Genomic DNA, 18,417 nt, shown 5'->3' on the forward strand with positions numbered 1-18,417 from the left:
CAGGAGTAAAGGAGCGGCGTTGTTTGGTCATCTGACACCTCGATCTGGCGAGCATTCTCGCCTAAATGGGTGTCCGGTTTCATTAGACCACTACACACATACCTGCCGGCGAAAGGTTGCCCCAGCGACTTATGAACCTGAACATGGTGCCAGAAGTGATGTTGGCCACGCCTACCCGCCCCAGATATACATTGGTGGCCTTGGTCAGTGGCATCCCAAGTGAAAAGGAAGGAAAAGATCGAGCACCCACAAGCCCGCCGTCGTGCGGGCTGAGCCATTAGAAGCGCCCCCGGGTTTTCCGAAATACCGAACTTGTGAAGTGAGGACCACCAATTGAATATCTTCGATGAGCCCGTGAGCTTGGCTGGTTACCAACTGGTGAAAGCGTTCGCAGCCTGCCTGAGCAGCTTCCCTGAGGAGGAACAGGTCCCCAAGAGCGCATTCGACATGTGGTCGGCGCCGTTGGCTGAAACTGGCGCCAGTGAAGACCAGATGCGGCAGGTCGGCGAGTGGTATGCCTTGCACCACAAGACTGCCCCATCCCTGCCTTATGTTCTCGGTGCCGCTCGAAAGCTGGTGTTAAACGGGTCATTGCCGCGTCACCGCCTTGCTGGGACCATCGAGCGCAACGCGATGGCAATCCTCCATGCTGCTGAGAAGCTTGGGTTATCAGCAGATGGCTGCGCCCAGGCGATCATCCTCGCCGGCACCCTCGCGCATCTTTCGCACTATCGTCGGAGCTTACCGGGGATTGATCGGGCGTACCAACGCCAGGAAATCGAAGGGATGGCACGCATGAGTGACTATGCCGCCGACGAGATTCTTGATGAGATAGCGAGCGGCAATGGAGATCTGAAATCGCTAGGCCCGTATCTGTTCTACCTCGACCCTGATTTGTACCAGGACGATGCTTAACTCAGGCCGCAAGGAAAAGTTGCCCAAGTACGCCTAAGTCCTGGCCATCCAGGGCGACAAATCACTCCGTCAACCACCAATTCAACGAGCCACGGAAAAAGTCGCAGGAACGCCCAAGCCCAGCCCATGCTGGGCCGGGTCAGTAGAAGGACGCCAATTTTCGCGTCCGCTAATCGAGGGACTACCTAATGACTCAAGCCATGGAAGCCGGGAAGATATATCGCTTACGCCCAGTCGGAAGCCAACAGTTCAGTGATGGTTTTCTTCAGGACAACTGCTTTTATGAAGGCGGCTCTCACCATGTTGGTGATGTTGAAGCTGATGGGACATTCCGCTACCGCGTCAACCTACCTGACGGTTCCCCAAAATACCCGGATCACATCGCAGGTCATGTGGATAGCTTAACGTTGACCCGTAAGGACGGACTTGTTTTCGAGTTGGTCGAGCAGCCAGCGTAATCGCATAGGAAATACCAATGAAAGCAGGCAATGAGAAGCCCATTGACGCGGTAGCAGCGCGGGTTGTCGCGAGGGGGAGCAATTTGAATACCAGGCAAATGAAACCAGTCTGGACTCCGACCTACCACTGGCAGTTAAACCAATACCTGATGCAGCTCGGGCAAACCCTTCGTTTAAGAATTACACCGGGGAGCGCTTCGGACGCTTTACGGTTTTAGGCCTCTCAGCTGACCGAAAAGGTCGCTGGGTATGCCGCTGCGTCTGTGGCCGATACTCGATGCGGAACAGTCCGGCCATAGCCAGTGCAGCTAAAGACGCCTGTTGCGATCAATGTTATCTACAGGCGGTTTCAAAGCGTCACGAGCATCTGCGCCGCTCCAGTAAGGACCGCCCAACCAAGGACTTTCTTTCTTGAGTGTTGCAAAAGCTGGTCTCAAACCAAGACACGGCAGCATGGGGAAAAAGCTGCGATGACATTCGGCTCAGCGATGAAGACTTTTATTAGGCCAATAACGATTGCGTGCGACGATGACTATTACCAGTTCATCGGCAGTGGGACAGCCTTTATCTGCCAGTATAGGGGTCAGGTTTTCGTAGTTTGTGCTCGTCACTCTTGGGAAAATATGGGGATTACGATTGAGAATTTTCGCATATTTATCCCAGGGTATGATTGGGCGCTGCCGTTCGACTATGAAGCCGTTTTTGGCCCTGAAGAGCGTAGTGATCTGAAGGTTCTCCGGGTCGATAGTCAGATAATGGCCAGCAATCCCCCAGCTTTGATGAGCGCGTTAGATTTGAATTCCTTCATAGTTCCGGCCGAGGATTTCAAAAAGGATTCAGTGTTTCTGGCTGTCGGGTACCCGCAATGTCGAAGAGAATTTCACTACGATACGAAACGATTTGTGGCTGACTTGGCAGCGTTCAGTGGCCCCTTGGTGGGGGAGCTCACTGACGCAGTGATTACGATGCGTACTGATTTTGGTCATGTGGATGATATTGATGGTTTGAGTGGATCACCCGTCTTCATATCAGGTGACCCTCATTTGTTCGCCGGTGTAGTCATCAGAGCCGGACAAGATGCCGGGCTTATCCATTTCATTCATGGAGCATGTCTCATCCACGCGATGGACGCACTTGTAGAGCTTCCTCCTCGGCTGATGATGAATTGAACTAGGAAAATCGCTGTGCCATCAGCCCGCCTCTGTTGCGGGCTTTGCAATAGGAACAGGGTGCTTTCGGCCCTCATGATCGAGCAGGGAACAGATATGAGCACCACACCAAAAAAATCTTTCAGCTTCGGGCGGAGCCTGAGGACCATCCATCTTTTACACAGTTTTGACGTGCTGGATGAATTCCACTCGCTGCTGCACTCTGCTGCAAGTCAGAGCGAGAAACACCTTCGTGAACAGTATGAAGGATTGAGCGCGGATAGCTTCGAGAACGAAGGCGAAATGGAGGCCTACCAGTCTTTCCTCGAGGATGATTTTTACCAACTAGGTGAAGCTAAGAAGCTCGGTCATGCACTCGCGATCAGTGGTCTATATCGACAAGTCGAGACACACATAAAGCGTGTGCTTGGATCAACGTTTCCAGATATCGGCCAAAAGAAGATCGGTAAAATTCTTCTTGGCGTACCCCAGTTAGAAATTGACGGTTCCAAGCTCGTAGGCTTCGAGGCGGTGGATGAGTTGAGAATGCTCAACAACCTGATCAAACACGCCGGGTCAAAGGCTGACGCGGATCTGGCGAACAAGTATCCGGTATGGGTTAAAAACGCCGAGCTCCTCGACCTCGACAAAGCTTACGAGCGCCTGAAGCCGTTGGTAAAACAGTATATGCGCGCCTTTGTAATCGAGGCCCATGACCGCTCAACTGCTTTCGAAACCGCACCTGCAAAGACAGTTACTGGTTTTTCCAAACGCATCTGACGCTAGCTTACCCGTGATCGGATAACGGAAAATCTCTATGAGTGCGCTGAGCAGCTATAAGGGTCAGATCCATCTGATGCGGCAGATTCACGAAGCCAGCTACTACATCGGCAAAGCAGAAGAGCTTGGCCATCCTCATCTCTGGAATTCATACATCCCGATCCTAGAGTTCTTAGGACACTTCAAAAGCGCGCTCAACTCGTATGCGAAATGCTTTGTCAGTACTGGGAAAGGTCGGAATAAGCTTGAAGCTTCCTCGATTTTTAAAGCTGAGGAGGCGTGTCTGGAACAACACAAAAAAATCATGGAATTGCGCCATACCTACGTTGCGCACAATGACGAAAACGAGTTTGAGTCGGTGACAGTTCGTGAGGAGCAAGCGCCAGGAGAGCTTGTGCTTCACCTGCAGTACGAAATCTCTTTTCCTTTTGATCGTCTTTACGAGCTACGTAAGCTGATCCGGCTAGTTGAGCTTCATATTGTTGACCGTCAAAAGGGACACCTAGCTGCGATTGAGCGCGAGGTTGGGAAGCCTGTGCGAGTTCTCGAAGGAAAACCGTGAAGAAACCAACTACCGTTCAAACCTTAGGCGCGGTCTGTCTCAGCGTGCGCTCGCTGGGTGCGATGGCTACGGCGGTCGGGATGTCACCGGGGATGGCCAACCAGATGGCGTGCGCCCACAGAATGGGCAGTGCCCGGCGTATTCGGATGCCGACCAGCCGCATGCTGACGGCTACTGCTACCCCGGTTGAACGCCCCGAGCAAAAAGGTTGAGGAAATGCCCCGGCCGCAGCCGTAGGCAGCGGCGAACACCCCACCCCTTAATTGGGGGCAGTACCAGGGCGCAGTTTTCGCGCCTAGGAAACTGACACGAAAAAAACACTGCCATGAGTACGACTATGACCCAGCTTGATAGAAGAATCTTCAGCACCTTCAGCTCCAACCTTTCAGCAATCACCACGCTGATGGAGGCGGGGCACCATACCCATGCAATTACCTTAATTTATTCGGCGATCGACCACATGTCCTGGCTGAACGCAGCAGGCGAGCCTGGCGGCCGAGGCTTTAAGGATTGGGTGAACCGATTTCTGTTCAATGGCAACACTTTCGACTTCAACGCTGAGGACCTGTGGGCGGCAAGATGCGGCCTCCTTCATACCGGAGCAGCTGAGTCCGACCTCTACAGGGATGGTAGAGCGAAGCTTGCCTATTACGTTGTCGGCGAATCACAACCGGATGAAAGCATGCTCAATCCCGTACTGACGGCGCATGGTATTACTCGGAGCCAAGTAGTGATCGTGGACTACCACTGGCTCTCGACAGAGTTCGTTGATGCCTTGAGCCGCTTTCACGCGCACCTACTGGCAGACGCAACCGCGCATACTCGGGCTGCTCAAAAAGCAGCAATGCAGATGGTTTTCCAAGTCTCCAGCGACGTCTCCACGTGATCGAGAAAAAGCGGCTTCCGCGCCTATGGGCGTGCTGGCTGATGTCGCCCAGGGCGATAAGTCAACCCCCTCCATCACTAGCTCCACGAACAACGAAAAAAAGCGGCGTTCGTACATATGGTGTCGCTGGCTAGCTGATCTACCACTACATGTAGTGGCACAAAGGAAAAGACCATGCCATTCCCAAAGATCCACCAGCACAATTCACACGTCACGGCCGATCCGATCATGTCGGACTATGTTCGCGAGCAGTAGCAACGGCTTCATATCGAATGGCTTACTCATGTTCGACCACCAATGTAAGTCGATAACAGGTCGATACGGCCGAGTCCCAACTCGTAGCTGATTTGCACTCGGGCATCCTGATCTAGGCGTCGGTCGAGTTGGTAGCAACGGCCACCGTTGATGGGCGCAAGATGATGAGTGCTCTGCTCATAGCGTTCGCACGCATAGGCGGCCCGAAGCTCGTGGAAGCCTTTGAGGTTGTGCGAATGGAGGATCTCTCGTGCGGGGCGGACGATTTGCCGTTGTAAATCGACATAGCTTTCGTTCGGTGCAAGCAGATTGCGGCTACCGTTGGGTGAAACCTGTTCGGCAAATTTCAGCGCGTCACGAATAGGATCATTTACCGTAATACAACGAAGCGCCGACGCACGTGAGCGGCCACCTTGGATGCCATCTCGGATGTTGATTTTGCCGTAGTGTTCGGTCTCATGTTTTAGGCGCGGTAGGTCGGCCAAAATGGCCTCGCGCAAGCGCATGCCGGTGGCTCGCGCCAACTGAACGATGGCCGCCGCGCGCGGCATTTGGTGTTCGCAGAGCACGTCGACGATCCGCTTCACCTGCTCATGGTCTTGGCCTTGCGGCGTCGAGCGAAGAACATTGGTACGCCGCATTCCCAAGACCTTACTCGGGCTCGGCACCGCCACAGACTGATCGCCGCGAAGCGCCGCCATAGTCCGGTTCACGCTGGACAACCGGTTTTGCGCGGTGGCGATGCCGATAGCGCCTTGTTCAACTTGTTGGCGCAGATGCCCTGCGTAGTCCAGCAAGGTCTGCCGATCTATCTGTCGCGCATCGTTAAACCCCGGCCCATCCTCCGAACGACACCAGCGGACGAACGCCTGCCAGCGATCACTGTGCGCCTTGACCGTGGCGTAATGCCCGCCGCCAAAAAGATCGCGCAAGGCTTGCGGTCCGGCATAACTCAGTTGTCGGCCATAGCCAAAATTGCGCCCATCTCGTCTACCAACCAATGCCATGATCAAACTCCTCTCGAAGCCAAACACCCGTGAGGGTTCTCCACTAACGCGGGACTGGCGGCTCCTTACGACTGGGAGCTTGGGCCTCTCATGAGCTAGCCTCCTGAACACTTCCGCAGATAAGCATTCGTGTCGCACTCAGAGATATTTTTTGAATGTCGCCGTCGTGATGGCCATGGCGACCCCGAGCATCACGGCGCAAGGCAGAAATACCGCCATTGGGTTGAGCGAAAAGGGTAGGGACAGGTAAAGGATCCAGGGCACGATCAGCAGTGGGATGACCGCTCGCTTGGCCCGATGATAGACAAAGCTGCTTTCGCGCCCAGCGCCGAATTTACGCAGGTCGCGGCGCATCAAACCATCGATGAAGCCGGTGAACATGGCCAGCAGAAGCAGGGGGGTCGCCAAGACCAGAATGGTCAGACGCACCACGAAAGTGAAAGTGACATACACCGCCGCCAGTACAAAATCCTCGATGCTCACATACAGCTGATTGAGCCCGCTCCAGAAGCCGTTGTCCTGGCCCGACGCCCGCGCCTGCTGGGCGAAATCCGTAAAACCGGTCTTGTCCAGTAACCACTGCTGGAGGAAATCCAGCCACTGGACAATCGTCTGTCCAGGCTGTTGGATAATCAGTGAGGATGTGAAGTGCTCACTGAGCCAGCCCAGTTCGCTGCTCAGCATCGCCTGACTGTGTCGCCGGCCTTGATCACCCCAGAACAGCAGCAGACCGGCCCACTCGATCAGAATCGAGAACAGCAACGAGGCGATCAGCAAACCGATGACGTGCAGGACCAGGTTAATCGCCGAGACGATTAGCCCTGGGCGCTGGATGGGTTGCGGTGTAGGGTTCTGAGCTGAAGTCATCCTTCTTGACTCCGCGAGATGCACTGCAGGGCCGACGGTGTCATGGGGCCTCCTGAGCAGGAACACTTGCAACCACCGCTGAAGAAGTGCGTGGAGGCGTAACCCGATCTGGATCGAAGTCGAGCGTCGGGCCGCCACCGCTTGCGATCCACCACTGCCCCGCCTGCGCGTTGTAGGCCGCCCGCATCCGTTGAGTGAGTTCCTGCAGATCCTTGGACATAGCGTCGTCGTTGGAGGGTTTTGGCAACGGCATGCGGACTTTCCAGAGCTGCCCACCGGCCTGGAAGGAGAACATTTGCCCTTTGGGCAAACTGACGATATGAGCAGGCTCGATCAGCGGCACACTAGTGCTGCTGACACGGTCCTGTGAGGACGAGGTGAAGTCCGTGTTGGCCTCAGGATCGGAGGTATCGGTGGCACCCGACACCAGGGTCTTGGTCAGCACGTTAACCTTGGGCAACTGCTGGGTGAGTAGTTCCGCGGTGGCGGTTTCGCGCACGCGGAGCATCTGCAGGGTATTGAAGTTGCCAATCACCTGGCCAGCTTTGGCGCGGTTGCCAATACGTGCTTCGATATCGCTGAGAGTCTGGGTGTAGGCGGTTACCTGGATACCGGCACCGCCGCCCTTATTAATCAGCGGAATGAACTCATCCCCCATCAACTCGTTGAACTCATCGGCGTGGAGGTTGATCGGCAACTTGTCACTGTTGTTACCCGATTGGGGCAGGCCATGGTCGATGCCGTGTTTGTATATGTGCCCGGCGACCGAGACCAAGTCGGCGAACATAGAGTTGCCAACAGCGGCGGCCACCTCGGCGTCGGTCAGCGCATCCAGACCGACGTAGACGATGCCGCGTTTTCGGATGATCTGCATCCAGTCGAAGATTGGCCGCGGGTCATCTAAATCGGTGTAGTTAGGGGCCAGTAACTGGGCGGTCTTGCCGGTGGTGAGTTTCTCCAGCAGCGGCAGTAGCGACGCAACGATTTTGTCGAAGTAAGTACGGTCATATCGTACCGCCGAACGCAGTCCGTCCATTACCGGATCAAATACCCGCTTCACCGTCAGGTACTGCTCGATGGCCACCACACGTTTTTCGCGCCCGATCATATGCCGGGGGATGTTCTTCTCGGTGAGCTTGCCTTCCAGTTGGACGATCACTTCCCACGCCTTCAAGTCGGTCTTGGCGAAAAACTGCTGGGCGTATTCGATGAATAGGGCGTCGATGTTGACCACATGTCGCTGGATTTGCAGATAGTCCGGACGTCGACCCAGTTCGATCAGGGCCCGGGCAATGATGTTGACGAAGCGCCAGGCGAACTCGCGAAAGGCTGCGGAGTTGCCTTCGCCACTGAGTTGCCCGGCGATACGCGATGCTACCTCCGAAATGCGCCCGAAACGTCCCACGGCGTTGTAGCGCGCGGAGATCTCAGGCCAGCCCAAATGAAAAACATAGAATTCCTTTTCCCGCCCGGCGCGTTTGGCTTCGACGTACATGCGCTTGAGCAGGTCGGCATCACCCTTCGGGTCGAAGACGATGACCACCTCATGTTCGACGCGGTGAATGTCCTGGGTGATGTACACCTCGGCGAGCCGGGTCTTCCCAACACGGGTAGTGCCCAGCACGAGGGTATGTCCCACCCGTTCGCCCAGCGGCAGACTGACTTCCGTTTCATCGGGTTCGACCCCATGCAACAGCGGCGAACCTCCGACCGGGGGTAAAGGGCGCAACGGATTGAACGCGCTATCCCAGGCGGTGACACGGGCCAATGTCGAGAGCGGAAACGGTGCATGTTCTAGGCGCCGTTCGAGTCCACGGGCCAGGCGGTAACTGGTCGGTTGGTCGACATAGTGAGCGACCGCCGGGTCTTGGGCTTCGACCAAGCGCTGGGTGTGCAGGCGAGTCCAGCGAAAGCCGCGCCCCATGAACAGACGCTTTCGGCTGACCGGAATCTGGCGACTGGTTAGTTCGTAGCGGGGCAGCCGGCGGATATTGCGTCGATAGCGTAACACCTCCCAGGCTTGTCGCAGGCGGATCAGGCCGAACAGGGCATAGGCCAGCGCCGCAACCTGCCCGATCTCGGGTGACAGGGCCACGGCCCAGGGAGAGTACACGCACAACACCGCGGCGGCGATGCAGATCGCTACGGTGTACAGCTCCACTGCTGGCCGGAGCTTGGACTCCATCGCATGCTCGGCCATGGCTCGGACTCATTGTTCCAGTGAGGTGGCGGTGATCAAGATGGGGTAGTGCTCGATCTGCAGGCGGGTAGCGATGTCGTTGCCATTGACCGGCAGGATGGTGATGCCTGGAGCGGCTGCTCGAATCCGGGCCAGGGCTTCATTATCGGCCACTTCGACGGCGAGGCCAGCCGCGCCCATTTCCTGCAGTTCAGCCGCGCGTTGACGCAGCCAAGTCAGCGACTGGGGATCGTCACCGACCAGAAAAAATGGCCGCAAGCCCGGCATGTTCAGGGCGCGAGATGTGATCTGGCCGGGGCTCAAGTGGGAGCTGCGGATGGGCAGTATCCAGGCTTCATCGGCAAACGTGGACAGGTCCGCATGCATGGCCCGATCAGGCTGGGTCTTGTTGTTTATTGGCGGCCTGGAAACTTGAAAATGGGGGCGGGTGAAGTCGCTAGGCTGATCCTCGGCAACGGTCAGTTCCGGCTGGGCGAAAGGTGCCAAGAGCAGGATGCAATAACAGACAATGGGGATTCGCTTCATGGTGGTGTGCCCTGTTCAAAGGAAATCAGCAGCTGTTCGAGTCTCTGGGAAAAGCCAGCACGGTAGCGTGCTGCTGGCGTGCCTCCTGCCGGACGGTGATAGCGCCCGGCAGCCAACACCCAATCACCGGTGGCATCGTGATGCTCCTGCAGCAGCGCGGCGGTCACGGCGAGATTTCGGTAGGGATCAAGGGCTTCGCAAGGGCTGGAAAAACGTTGTCCGTGGTAACCCAGGTTGGTTTGCCCGAGACCGGCATCGACCCGCTTGGCGTCATGTCGGGCGAGTGCCTGAAGCAAGGCGTGACAGGCGGCCTGGCGAGTGGCGAAGCGGTAGGGTGTTCCGGCGATGTTCAGGGTCCAGGGCCAGGGCCGCAGTCGACCACGGACGCGGATACCACTCTCCTGCAGGGCAATCGCGAACAGCACCATAGAAGGGATGTCGGCGTCATGCGCCGCCAGTTGGTAGGCAGGAGGCGGAAGTTCGTCAGCCTGGACGGCGAGCATTGTCAGCATGAGCGCAATACCACTCAGTCGAGGCGTTGCCATTGTCCATTCACCTGTTGAAATGTGGCAGGCAACGGCCCCGGGGCACCCAAGCTGAACCAACGACCACGGTCATGGTTCAGGGTGATCTGCTGGCGTTGGACCTTCGCCGGATCGATGTCCGCTTGCCGAGCCCAGCTACGGATGCGTTCATCCTGGCCTTGGCTGCCCACCAGATAGATATCGAACGCCGTGTCGCTGCTTTGCAGACGCTGCGCTTCGGCGGTGCACTCTGGGCATTGGTCCTCCACAAACAGGGCCTGGCGCGGCATGACCGATGAGCTGGCAGGGGGCGGGGACGCCATGCCCTGGATCGGCAGCAGCCCGGGAAACAGCTTGGCCCAGGCCGCGGTGTAAGCGTTTTGGTAAGCAAACTCGCGCTCGGCGCGTTTAGCTTCCAGCGCTACCTGTAATTCGGCATAGCGCTGGCGCTCTTGGTCGGTCTGGGCCTCGACCCCGAGTGCGGTCAACGGATCGAGGTTCGGGCTCCAGAAACCGCGCGGGCCGGCTTGGATCTGTTCAAAGCGCGTCCACTCCTGCTCCGTCAGACCCCAGCTCGCCGCCTGTTCAGCGTCAGAGCGCCCCAACGGAGCAGACTGCGTGTCCTGGGTCCGTGACTGTGTCGTGACGGGGTTGCCCATCGCAGCGCCCATGGCCAGTAACGAAGCGAGACAGACAACGGTGGGCAGTAGCGCTCTGTTCATGATCACTTCTCAAGGGAGGAGCACGGTCTGATCTGGCTGAGCGGCCACCGCGAAGATGGCTGAGTTCGGCTCCAGTATTTTCAGGCGCCAAGCCCCTTGCTGCTCACCGCTATGTAGCAGCCGGACATCCGTGAGCGAGCGACTGTCATGAGGTGCGACCGCCAGAAAGCGCTCACCCCCGCGAGACTCGACACTTAATACTGAAAACGGTGGCGAGAGCGGGGTGGGTTTGGGGCGAGCGGTCTTTTTCGGTTTGGTCGCAGAAGGTGTCGGCGGTGGAGGGAATGGCTTTGTCCTGAGGTCCAGGAGCTGCTGCTCGACCTGTTCAATGCGTGCGCGCAGCGCTGTCAGGTCTGCCTGGGTGGCGCGGGCTGCGAGACCATCGCGCAGTTCCTGTATCTCTTGCGCCCACTGATCCAACATCGGATCGAGGGTATTGGCCTGTTGCTCACCAGTATCGACCATCTGCTTCAGGTCTTTCAGCGCGTACTGCAGTTTCTCCTGGGCGTCCTTGAGGGCGCTTAAATCATGTTGCAGGGAGTCCAGGGTTTGTCGGTATTGCGTGTTCGTGCTCTGCAGTTCGGCCACGCGTTGATACTGGTTATACAAACCACCGCTCAGGCCGGCAATTGCCAGGCAAAGAAGCCCGACAATAAGGGTTTGAAACGTTGAGGCTTTCATGGCCGTGCCTCCGACTGATGGGGCAAGACGGGTGTGACCCGCGCGACGCCGGCCTCCGTTTTCTGCTGTTCGAAGCAGACCGAACGGCTGACTTCGTCGGTCGTGAGTTGCCAGGCGGGGCCAGCGAGCACTTGTAGCGCGCGGCGCAAAGAGATCGGGCCGAGCCGGTAATGGGCCGCGGGCAGGGGCCGAGCAAACAGCACCCTCACGGACGCGGTAACGGGGCAGAGCGAATAGCCCGAGCGCTGCAATACGTACTGCAATGCATCCTGCACCGAAGGGTTCAGGCTGGACGGGATGCTCACGTCAATGATTTGGGCAAGAAGATCGCGTTGTTCCGTGGTGGGCTCGGTGCTGATCAGCGTATAGCGGCCATAGCGGAGTTCTGCCGGATGGCTTCCTTCGATTGGCCCCCTCGAGAGCTGGGCCCGATTGGAGCCATTGTCGATCTCTGGATTAGTCGGCAATGTATTGGGGGTTTGCGCGGTGCAGGCGCTCAACAAACCCAGCAGGCAGACAGGCGTGAAAAAACGCTCCATGGAAAAAACCTCATGTCAGATTCAGTGCAGAACCTGACAGAGGTGAAGGCGCGACTCAGTGAGAAAGTTGATTCATGATGGGTCGTGTTAACGCTGAACGCGTTGCTATTCGCCATAAAGGGCGAGCCCATCCAAAACGGCAGCGTCGGGGTCGAAGATCAACAATCGCACATCCGCCAATGCCGCGAGGTACAGCACCTCGATCAACGCTACTGGCGTACCAGCATCGAGTTGCTCTTGCCTCAGCGAGGAGTAAGGACGGCACTCGATCTTCACCAGGTTATCGTCGGTCCAGGGCGTGCCGATCAGCTTACACCCGACGCCATTGCAGTCTGTCAGGGCAAAGGGTTCGAACAGCAGACCGGTTGGTCTGGAGTCGAAATTGCCAGCCCGGCGTTCCAAGTAGCGCAATGCTTCTTCAGTGAGGTGGGCGGTACTGATTTCCCAGGCTCGACTGTAGTGTCCCGTTTCGAAGCTCAAGCGATGGACCATGGCTTGAGCCTCTTCCAGGGAGTACAGGTCGCCGAGGTGATGCCGCTCGTTGAGTATTTCGACCATCACGGCATAGATCACTTGGCGCACCAGCCCGGTGGACTGACAGCGTTCATCCAACTCATCCGGAATGGATTGGCCTTCGCTGATCAAGGCGAAATCGTCATTGAACAGGCAGGGGAACAGTTGCAACTCATCGTCGGGCAGATGGGCTTGTGCGTCATGTACGGGGAGAAAGCAGGGAGGGCGGTCGTTCTCGTTGGTGATCAGCAGCAGCCGTTCGATATGCAAGTTGTCGTAACCGCGAGCAAATGGGTTTGAGGCCGTCAGCAGGGCTGGGGCTTGGTGTGTGGGATTCATGAGGGTTCTCCAGGATGAAAATGAACCAGGCGCCCCAAGGCGCCTGTAAGGGTTAAAGCCAGCCATGTTCGGCAAGGGAGAGCGGACGACCTTCACCGACGATGAAGTGATCCAGTACACGCACTTCGATCAAGGCCAAGGTCTCCTTAAGCCGTGCGGTCAAGACGCGATCCGCCTGGCTGGGTTCCGTACAACCAGAGGGGTGGTTGTGAACAAAAATGGCGGCCGCTGCGTTATGCGCTAGGGAGCGCTTAACGACTTGGCGGGGGTAAACGCTGGCGCCATCGATGCTGCCGTGAAAGAGGACTTCGAACGCCAGCACCCGGTGCTGGGCATCGAGAAAAATCACACCGAAGACTTCATGCTCTTGTTGCGCAAGATGCAGTTTTAGGTAGGAGGCCACGGCGCCAGGCGACGTCAGGTCAGGGCCGCGGGCGAACAACCGACGATCCAGTATCTGCAGCGCTTAGTCGATCACCTGGTTTTCTTGGACGATACGATCAGCCTCGACATCCGAGGTTTCAATCAGTGTGAGTTGGGTGCTCATGGTGGTACCTCCGAAGGGAACAATCAGGGGGACACGCCCGAGGGGAGTGGTGTCCCCGAGGTGGATGTGGAGTCGCGGGCATTAGCCGATGACGCGCTGTTTACAGCCGAGTGAATCGGTGGCGTTGACCGTGTAGGGGTGAACCACAGCCGTCGCAGGGCAACGGGGAAAAGGCTCTTATTCCCCAACCGGCTCGGGGATCGAAGTCGGCACTGATGGGCATTAAGCGAACCAGTCCACGATGGATGCCGGCGATACGTTTCTCGATTTCATTCGTCGAGTAGTAGAGCGACAACGTGCTGTAGTCTTCGTAAGCCGCAGCGATCAGGCACTCGTCGCAAAGCCAGAAGGATTCCATGTTGGTTCTCCTGTCTGATCGAAGAAAAGGCGCTCGAGGGAGCGCCTTGATGAGGAACATCGTGGACTGTTCAGGCGGACTGAACGGTACGGGAGGCGTCACGGCGAGCCGTGCGGGGAGTGGGTGGAGATTCAGGTTCGACCCGAGCCTCTGTTGGGTTTTCGGTCTCCTCGGCTTCGGCATCAGCCGACGTTGGAGAGGGTTCATTGATCGGCGCTTGCTCAGCAGGTGCTGTTGCTTCCTGCCTGGCGGGCGCTTTGTACTCGAACGTGCCGTTGACCTTGATCCAGTCGATGAACAGCAAACGGCCTTTCAGGCTGGCGCCCGGTTGACCTTGTTTGTCGCCTTTCTCGTAGAGAAACGGATCGATCCACAGGTCGCCGATACGGAACGACAGCAAGACCTTTTTCTCGGCGTTGACGGCGTCCATAAAGAGACGAATCAAGCGTTCAGCTTCACCCCCAGCGACCTTGCAGTCGAAGCGGGTGTACTCGACCGCATCGGTGGCACCGTGCAGGGCTGCGATATCGCAGGCCATGAACGGCTGGCCGCGGCGGACTTGTACTTCACGAACCCGGTTGAGGTAGCCGATACCGACGGTGTGCAGATTGAAGTAAGTGATCGCTTCTTGGGGTTGGTTGGCGTGGGCCATGGTGGTTCTCCTGTTTCAAGGGAAAACGGCGACGCACAGCCCTGACGGGGAAGTGAGCCCCCGTCAGGGTGGGTAAAGTGAAGGCGAGCGATGAACGACTCGTCATCGGCAAGCCGATGACGACCAGAACGATGCGTCTGGGGAATAGCAGTGCAGCAGAGGAGCGTCTGCGGTGGTGATCCGCAGGCATGGAGTAGTAGGCATTCATCACCGCTGAAGCGGTAACCGCGCGAGCTTCCGAACGCTGATCGCACTTGGGTAAACCACCACGAACGTGGCGTAGCCTTGAAGGTTCAAGCTACCTGGGCTGGGCTGTCAACGACAGCGAACCATGCCCTTTGTATAAGCCTGTCACAGGGGAGCGTCAAGACGCTGCAACCCGATTTTTTAAGGCCGGAATACAGTGGCAGTTATTGGAATGAAAAAATGAAGAGTGGGCCTGACGGATAGCCAGGCGAGGAAGAGAAAAGCCACCTTTGGCGATCTGACGCAGTCGACAAGCTCCTCGAAAAACTTGGTTTGACTCCGCCATGATTCCCCAACCGACCCTTGTCGTGGCCTGGGTCGGAACATACTGGCACGCATCCGCGCACAAAGGGTGCCCAGTGTTTCCCCGGTGGGCTCCGGGACTGAATGCGAGCGTCGAAGCGGATGACCGCTATTGCCTGGTAGAAGCAACAGTGGTCATCCGCCACCACGATCTGGTCGAGCACATAACGGGAATGAAATCCCGCAGAAGAGAAGGCTCCGAACTCAATGAGTTCGGCCGAGCTGCCCGGAGCGAATCGGTCTTGGGTCGCCGTTGGCGATGATCCTGAGGCACTACATCAGAGAGGGAGGGATGACGTCAAGGCAGAGAGCAACCCTCAGTGCCCCTATCGAATGCGAGTGAATGAGCTCACTTATTGGCGAGATGAGCAGCCAATTGTTCGACGGTCGCCAGGATAAAGGCGCGATCATTTTCTTTCAGACCCCTCAGTAGACCCGCGATCATCTGGCCCTGGTCATTGGGGCGATTGCTCGACTCCGTCAACAGTTCATCCATTCGGCAGTCGAAAATATCCGCCAGTTGCATCAGCTTGACCACGGAAAGCTCCACCACACCTCGCTCTAGACGCGATACAGCTTCGCTGCCGATGCCCAAGCGTTCAGCCACCTCTTCCTGAGTCAAATTACGCTCGGTGCGGTGCTTCGCGATCATGCGCCCGATTTGGGCTTGGGTTGGATGTTTATGTGCCAAGTGATGAGTTCTCCAGTTCAACCCGAATGGTTGAGCAAAGACCCGTTGACATGAACATCCTTAAAGGTTGAGTATCGACTTATAAGGTTGTTATATTGGCTGAAATCGCTGTGTAATGCGATGTGGCTTCTATTCCACCAGGAATCAGAGTCCAAGGTGGTCAGTGGGAATGAACGGCCTGATAGGGCCAAGCTGAGGAACGGTTGAGCATGGAAGAGAAGAGCGAGAACGTCATGGATCTGATCTGGGATCGAACACTGGAGCTGTTCATCAAGATCCATGATTGCCCGGGTAACCCCGAACACTTCGACAGCCTTGTTCATTGGCTCAACGAAAATCCTGCTCACCTGAAAGCGTTTAACGAACTGGGGCAGATATGGATTTCGACCGGCATCGCCTTGGCCCGTGAAATCGGACAACCGCTAAGCGACTTGGAGAGGGATGAGTCGCCGTTGATGATGCACTGACCAGCAGATCGCCCCAATATTCATGTTGATCTTCAATGGCGCGTCATGGGCGACGCGTATTTTTACTGACCGACACAGTGCCCTTGCAGTCGGGGTAGTGGGAGCACGACCAGAACGGCCCTGATTTCCCCTTTCGTCTGAGTGTTGAGGCATTGCATATGGGGCAGGCTGGACCGGCTTCGACAGGTACCGCCAAGGTGAGCGTTCCGCAGTGTTCGACCAATTGCGCAATCCAAGTCGCCTGCTTGGCGACGAACGCATCCAGAGACAGGCGTCCCGCTTCGATTTCGTCCAGGGCCTGCTCCCAGATCGCGGTCATACCTGGATCTGCGATTGCAGCGGGAACCGCCTCAATCAGGGTATGGGCGGCGGCGGAAGCCATTAAGGCGCGTTTTTTCTTCAGCAAATAACCGCGATCAATCAACCCCTTGATGATACCGGCTCGCGTGGCTTCGGTGCCGATACCGGTGGTGTCCCGAAGCTTCTGTTTCAGGCGTGGGTCGTTGACCAGCTTGGCCACATTTTTCATGGCCTTGATCAGATCACCCTCGGTGAGTGGTTTGGGAGCGGCAGTGCGCATGGACTTGAGTTCGACGTCGTCCACTGCGCACTGAGTACCCTGTTGCAAGACGGGCAAGACTTGGGACTTGTGACTGGGCTCATCGTCCTCGGTGTTTTCGTAGAGCAAGCCTTTCCAGCCCTGGACCAGGATCTGTTTGCCAACAGCGGTCAAACGCTCTCCGCCACACTCCAGTTCGACCTGGGTCCGATCAAACTCATGATGCGTCAGAAATTGCGCGAGGTAGTGGCTACGAATCAGTTCGTAGACTTGGCGTTCTTGTTCGGACATCCGTGCCAGGTTCGCCGGCTCGGTGGTGGGGATGATGGCGTGGTGCGCGGTGACCATGGCATCGTTCCACACGCTGGAGTGCTGTGATCGATCGAGTCTTTCCAATGCGGGTCGCAGCGCGGGATCCGTTTTGAGCAGGGCATCGAATACCGCGGGTACCTCGTTGAACATACTCTCTGGCAAATAGCGGCAATCGCTGCGCGGGTAGGTGGTGGCTTTGTGGGTTTCGTACATAGCCTGGGCGATGTTCAGGGTTTCCTGGACGCCGAGACCCAACTTGCGTGAGCAGACTTCTTGCAATGTGCTCAGGTCGAAGGGCAGGGGTGGCGCTTCTCGGGAATGCTCAGTCTGCAGCGAGAGTACTGTGGCGGTCTTACTGCAAGAGATCGCTTGGGCCGTCCGACTGGCAAGCGCCTGCTGCAGGCAACGACCGGCCTCATTCCGCCCAGAGCTGGGTGGTAACCACGACGCGATGAATGGTTGCCCCATTGAGGACAGGTGCACATTCACCTCCCAGTAGGGCACTGGGACAAAGCTGGCAATCGCACGATCACGATCGACCACCAGACGTAAGGTGGGTGTCTGGACGCGCCCAACCGACAATACTCCGTCGTAACCTGCCCGTCGTCCGAGGAGGGTAAACAAACGACTGAGGTTCATGCCGATCAGCCAGTCAGCACGGCTGCGGGCGAGGGCTGAGTGGTAGAGCGAAAAGGTTTCCTGACCAGACTTTAGCGAGGACAGTGCTTTGTGAATCGACGCCTCGTTGAGTGCAGATAACCAGAGGCGCTGAAGGGGGCCTCGATAGTTGCACAGCTCCAGTAACTCGCGGGCAATCATTTCACCTTCGCGATCGGCGTCGGTCGCGATCACGACGGCGGAGGCTTCACTGAGCAGGTGCTTGATGACTTTGAACTGCGCCGCAGTCTTGGGTTGGACCTCGACCTGCCACTGCGTGGGAATGATCGGTAGATGATCCAACGACCAGTTCTTGTACTGAATGCCATAGGCTTCGGGTGGGGCCGTCTCCAGCAGATGGCCGATACACCAGGTGACGGTTGAATCGGTGCCGATCAGGCAACCATCACCGCGCCGGCTGGCTCCGAGTACCTTGGCAATGTCTCGACCTTGGGAAGGTTTCTCGCAGAGGAAGAGGCGCATGGAACTGCTCCAGATTGAGTTCGGAGCAGCGTTGTTGGAAACAGCGGTGGCGAGATATGAGAAACCTGAATGGCAGGTTCCTCATATTAGTCGGCGAGGGCAGCCTTGAAGATCCGAGGCTGCTTCTCCGTTTTTAGCGTGGACGACAGTGTGGGTCTTCACGAGCAGCGAGTAGTAAAACTCCAGCAACTTCGCGCAAAGGCGCAATTCTTATGCCTGAA

At 57.1% G+C, this 18,417-nt stretch carries 21 protein-coding genes and 1 pseudogene; 8 read left to right on the forward strand and 14 right to left on the reverse strand.

Going from position 1 to position 18,417, the window contains the following annotated elements:
• Positions 1 to 333: 333 nt before the first annotated feature.
• The 7 genes from QF010_RS06550 to QF010_RS06580 all read left to right on the forward strand — a co-directional run bounded on the left by QF010_RS06550 (position 334) and on the right by QF010_RS06580 (position 4,749).
• A complete protein-coding gene (locus QF010_RS06550) occupies positions 334 to 915 on the forward strand; it encodes a hypothetical protein (RefSeq protein ID WP_429532633.1) in 582 nt (193 codons plus the stop codon).
• A 188-nt stretch (positions 916 to 1,103) separates the two neighbouring features.
• Positions 1,104 to 1,373: a hypothetical protein gene (locus QF010_RS06555; protein WP_429532634.1), complete on the forward strand. Its 270-nt coding sequence runs from the start codon at positions 1,104 to 1,106 to the stop codon at positions 1,371 to 1,373.
• 470 nt (positions 1,374 to 1,843) lie between these two features.
• Positions 1,844 to 2,542 (forward strand): hypothetical protein, encoded by a 699-nt coding sequence (locus QF010_RS06560; RefSeq protein ID WP_429532635.1) that lies wholly within the window; start codon positions 1,844 to 1,846, stop codon positions 2,540 to 2,542.
• A gap of 96 nt (positions 2,543 to 2,638) precedes the next feature.
• Positions 2,639 to 3,301, forward strand: coding sequence for a hypothetical protein (locus QF010_RS06565; RefSeq protein ID WP_429532636.1), 663 nt, complete (start codon positions 2,639 to 2,641; stop codon positions 3,299 to 3,301).
• Positions 3,302 to 3,338: 37 nt separating this feature from the next.
• Entirely contained in the window at positions 3,339 to 3,863 is a 525-nt protein-coding gene (locus tag QF010_RS06570) for a hypothetical protein (RefSeq protein ID WP_429532637.1), read from the forward strand.
• Positions 3,860 to 4,075 (forward strand): hypothetical protein, encoded by a 216-nt coding sequence (locus QF010_RS06575; protein ID WP_429532638.1) that lies wholly within the window; start codon positions 3,860 to 3,862, stop codon positions 4,073 to 4,075. The genes QF010_RS06570 and QF010_RS06575 overlap by 4 nt, the downstream gene beginning before the upstream one ends.
• Positions 4,076 to 4,200: 125 nt before the next feature.
• The gene (locus tag QF010_RS06580) at positions 4,201 to 4,749 is read left to right on the forward strand and encodes a hypothetical protein (protein WP_429532639.1); all 549 of its coding nucleotides are present in this window, start codon (positions 4,201 to 4,203) and stop codon (positions 4,747 to 4,749) included.
• A gap of 281 nt (positions 4,750 to 5,030) precedes the next feature.
• Here the strand turns inward: QF010_RS06580 and QF010_RS06585 are convergent, their stop codons facing one another.
• The 13 genes and pseudogenes from QF010_RS06585 to QF010_RS06645 all read right to left on the reverse strand — a co-directional run bounded on the left by QF010_RS06585 (position 5,031) and on the right by QF010_RS06645 (position 15,718).
• The gene (locus tag QF010_RS06585; RefSeq protein ID WP_429532640.1) at positions 5,031 to 6,011 is read right to left on the reverse strand and encodes an integrase domain-containing protein; all 981 of its coding nucleotides are present in this window, start codon (positions 6,009 to 6,011) and stop codon (positions 5,031 to 5,033) included.
• Between the two features lie 138 nt (positions 6,012 to 6,149).
• The gene (locus QF010_RS06590; RefSeq protein ID WP_429532641.1) at positions 6,150 to 6,878 is read right to left on the reverse strand and encodes a TIGR03747 family integrating conjugative element membrane protein; all 729 of its coding nucleotides are present in this window, start codon (positions 6,876 to 6,878) and stop codon (positions 6,150 to 6,152) included.
• A 40-nt stretch (positions 6,879 to 6,918) separates the two neighbouring features.
• Positions 6,919 to 9,078: a type IV conjugative transfer system coupling protein TraD gene (gene traD / locus QF010_RS06595; RefSeq protein ID WP_429532642.1), complete on the reverse strand. Its 2,160-nt coding sequence runs from the start codon at positions 9,076 to 9,078 to the stop codon at positions 6,919 to 6,921.
• 9 nt (positions 9,079 to 9,087) lie between these two features.
• Positions 9,088 to 9,603 (reverse strand): integrating conjugative element protein, encoded by a 516-nt coding sequence (locus QF010_RS06600; protein ID WP_429532643.1) that lies wholly within the window; start codon positions 9,601 to 9,603, stop codon positions 9,088 to 9,090.
• On the reverse strand, positions 9,600 to 10,148 hold the full coding sequence (locus QF010_RS06605; protein ID WP_429532644.1) for a lysozyme family protein: 549 nt from the start codon (positions 10,146 to 10,148) through the stop codon (positions 9,600 to 9,602). The genes QF010_RS06600 and QF010_RS06605 overlap by 4 nt, the downstream gene beginning before the upstream one ends.
• On the reverse strand, positions 10,130 to 10,849 hold the full coding sequence (locus QF010_RS06610; RefSeq protein ID WP_429532645.1) for a TIGR03759 family integrating conjugative element protein: 720 nt from the start codon (positions 10,847 to 10,849) through the stop codon (positions 10,130 to 10,132). The genes QF010_RS06605 and QF010_RS06610 overlap by 19 nt, the downstream gene beginning before the upstream one ends.
• Before the next feature lie 9 nt (positions 10,850 to 10,858).
• Positions 10,859 to 11,530: a chemotaxis protein gene (locus QF010_RS06615; RefSeq protein WP_429532646.1), complete on the reverse strand. Its 672-nt coding sequence runs from the start codon at positions 11,528 to 11,530 to the stop codon at positions 10,859 to 10,861.
• Positions 11,527 to 12,069: a PFGI-1 class ICE element type IV pilus protein PilL2 gene (gene pilL2 / locus QF010_RS06620; RefSeq protein ID WP_429532647.1), complete on the reverse strand. Its 543-nt coding sequence runs from the start codon at positions 12,067 to 12,069 to the stop codon at positions 11,527 to 11,529. The genes QF010_RS06615 and pilL2 overlap by 4 nt, the downstream gene beginning before the upstream one ends.
• Positions 12,070 to 12,174: 105 nt before the next feature.
• Positions 12,175 to 12,921, reverse strand: coding sequence for a DUF5983 family protein (locus QF010_RS06625; RefSeq protein ID WP_429532648.1), 747 nt, complete (start codon positions 12,919 to 12,921; stop codon positions 12,175 to 12,177).
• 52 nt (positions 12,922 to 12,973) lie between these two features.
• Positions 12,974 to 13,468: pseudogene (radC, locus tag QF010_RS06630) on the reverse strand (RadC family protein).
• A gap of 100 nt (positions 13,469 to 13,568) precedes the next feature.
• Entirely contained in the window at positions 13,569 to 13,826 is a 258-nt protein-coding gene (locus QF010_RS06635) for a hypothetical protein (RefSeq protein ID WP_429532649.1), read from the reverse strand.
• Between the two features lie 70 nt (positions 13,827 to 13,896).
• Positions 13,897 to 14,478, reverse strand: coding sequence for an STY4534 family ICE replication protein (locus QF010_RS06640; protein WP_429532650.1), 582 nt, complete (start codon positions 14,476 to 14,478; stop codon positions 13,897 to 13,899).
• Between the two features lie 898 nt (positions 14,479 to 15,376).
• A complete protein-coding gene (locus tag QF010_RS06645) occupies positions 15,377 to 15,718 on the reverse strand; it encodes a helix-turn-helix domain-containing protein (protein ID WP_429532651.1) in 342 nt (113 codons plus the stop codon).
• 209 nt (positions 15,719 to 15,927) lie between these two features.
• Between QF010_RS06645 and QF010_RS06650 the strand changes: the two genes are divergently transcribed.
• Positions 15,928 to 16,185: a hypothetical protein gene (locus tag QF010_RS06650; RefSeq protein ID WP_429532652.1), complete on the forward strand. Its 258-nt coding sequence runs from the start codon at positions 15,928 to 15,930 to the stop codon at positions 16,183 to 16,185.
• A 43-nt stretch (positions 16,186 to 16,228) separates the two neighbouring features.
• Here QF010_RS06650 and QF010_RS06655 read toward each other — a convergent pair whose 3' ends face one another.
• Positions 16,229 to 18,196 carry a DNA topoisomerase III gene (locus QF010_RS06655; RefSeq protein ID WP_429532653.1) on the reverse strand — a complete coding sequence of 656 codons (1,968 nt, stop codon included), beginning with the start codon at positions 18,194 to 18,196 and terminating at the stop codon, positions 16,229 to 16,231.
• Positions 18,197 to 18,417: the final 221 nt, after the last annotated feature.

It is taken from the genome of Pseudomonas silensiensis, from assembly GCF_050434865.1.
GTDB lineage: Bacteria > Pseudomonadota > Gammaproteobacteria > Pseudomonadales > Pseudomonadaceae > Aquipseudomonas > Aquipseudomonas fluorescens_W.

Bases quoted from the DNA above. Each gene is read 5' to 3' on its own strand.
- QF010_RS06555 (WP_429532634.1), top strand. From the start codon at position 1,104: ATGACTCAAGCCATGGAAGCCGGGAAGATATATCGCTTACGCCCAGTC.
- QF010_RS06560 (WP_429532635.1), top strand. From the start codon at position 1,844: ATGACATTCGGCTCAGCGATGAAGACTTTTATTAGGCCAATAACGATT.
- QF010_RS06565 (WP_429532636.1), top strand. From the start codon at position 2,639: ATGAGCACCACACCAAAAAAATCTTTCAGCTTCGGGCGGAGCCTGAGG.
- QF010_RS06570 (WP_429532637.1), top strand. From the start codon at position 3,339: ATGAGTGCGCTGAGCAGCTATAAGGGTCAGATCCATCTGATGCGGCAG.
- QF010_RS06580 (WP_429532639.1), top strand. From the start codon at position 4,201: ATGACCCAGCTTGATAGAAGAATCTTCAGCACCTTCAGCTCCAACCTT.
- QF010_RS06585 (WP_429532640.1), bottom strand. From the start codon at position 6,011: ATGGCATTGGTTGGTAGACGAGATGGGCGCAATTTTGGCTATGGCCGA.
- QF010_RS06590 (WP_429532641.1), bottom strand. From the start codon at position 6,878: ATGACTTCAGCTCAGAACCCTACACCGCAACCCATCCAGCGCCCAGGG.
- traD (WP_429532642.1), bottom strand. From the start codon at position 9,078: ATGGCCGAGCATGCGATGGAGTCCAAGCTCCGGCCAGCAGTGGAGCTG.
- QF010_RS06600 (WP_429532643.1), bottom strand. From the start codon at position 9,603: ATGAAGCGAATCCCCATTGTCTGTTATTGCATCCTGCTCTTGGCACCT.
- QF010_RS06605 (WP_429532644.1), bottom strand. From the start codon at position 10,148: ATGGCAACGCCTCGACTGAGTGGTATTGCGCTCATGCTGACAATGCTC.
- QF010_RS06610 (WP_429532645.1), bottom strand. From the start codon at position 10,849: ATGAACAGAGCGCTACTGCCCACCGTTGTCTGTCTCGCTTCGTTACTG.
- QF010_RS06615 (WP_429532646.1), bottom strand. From the start codon at position 11,530: ATGAAAGCCTCAACGTTTCAAACCCTTATTGTCGGGCTTCTTTGCCTG.
- pilL2 (WP_429532647.1), bottom strand. From the start codon at position 12,069: ATGGAGCGTTTTTTCACGCCTGTCTGCCTGCTGGGTTTGTTGAGCGCC.
- QF010_RS06625 (WP_429532648.1), bottom strand. From the start codon at position 12,921: ATGAATCCCACACACCAAGCCCCAGCCCTGCTGACGGCCTCAAACCCA.
- QF010_RS06635 (WP_429532649.1), bottom strand. From the start codon at position 13,826: ATGGAATCCTTCTGGCTTTGCGACGAGTGCCTGATCGCTGCGGCTTAC.
- QF010_RS06640 (WP_429532650.1), bottom strand. From the start codon at position 14,478: ATGGCCCACGCCAACCAACCCCAAGAAGCGATCACTTACTTCAATCTG.
- QF010_RS06650 (WP_429532652.1), top strand. From the start codon at position 15,928: ATGGAAGAGAAGAGCGAGAACGTCATGGATCTGATCTGGGATCGAACA.
- QF010_RS06655 (WP_429532653.1), bottom strand. From the start codon at position 18,196: ATGCGCCTCTTCCTCTGCGAGAAACCTTCCCAAGGTCGAGACATTGCC.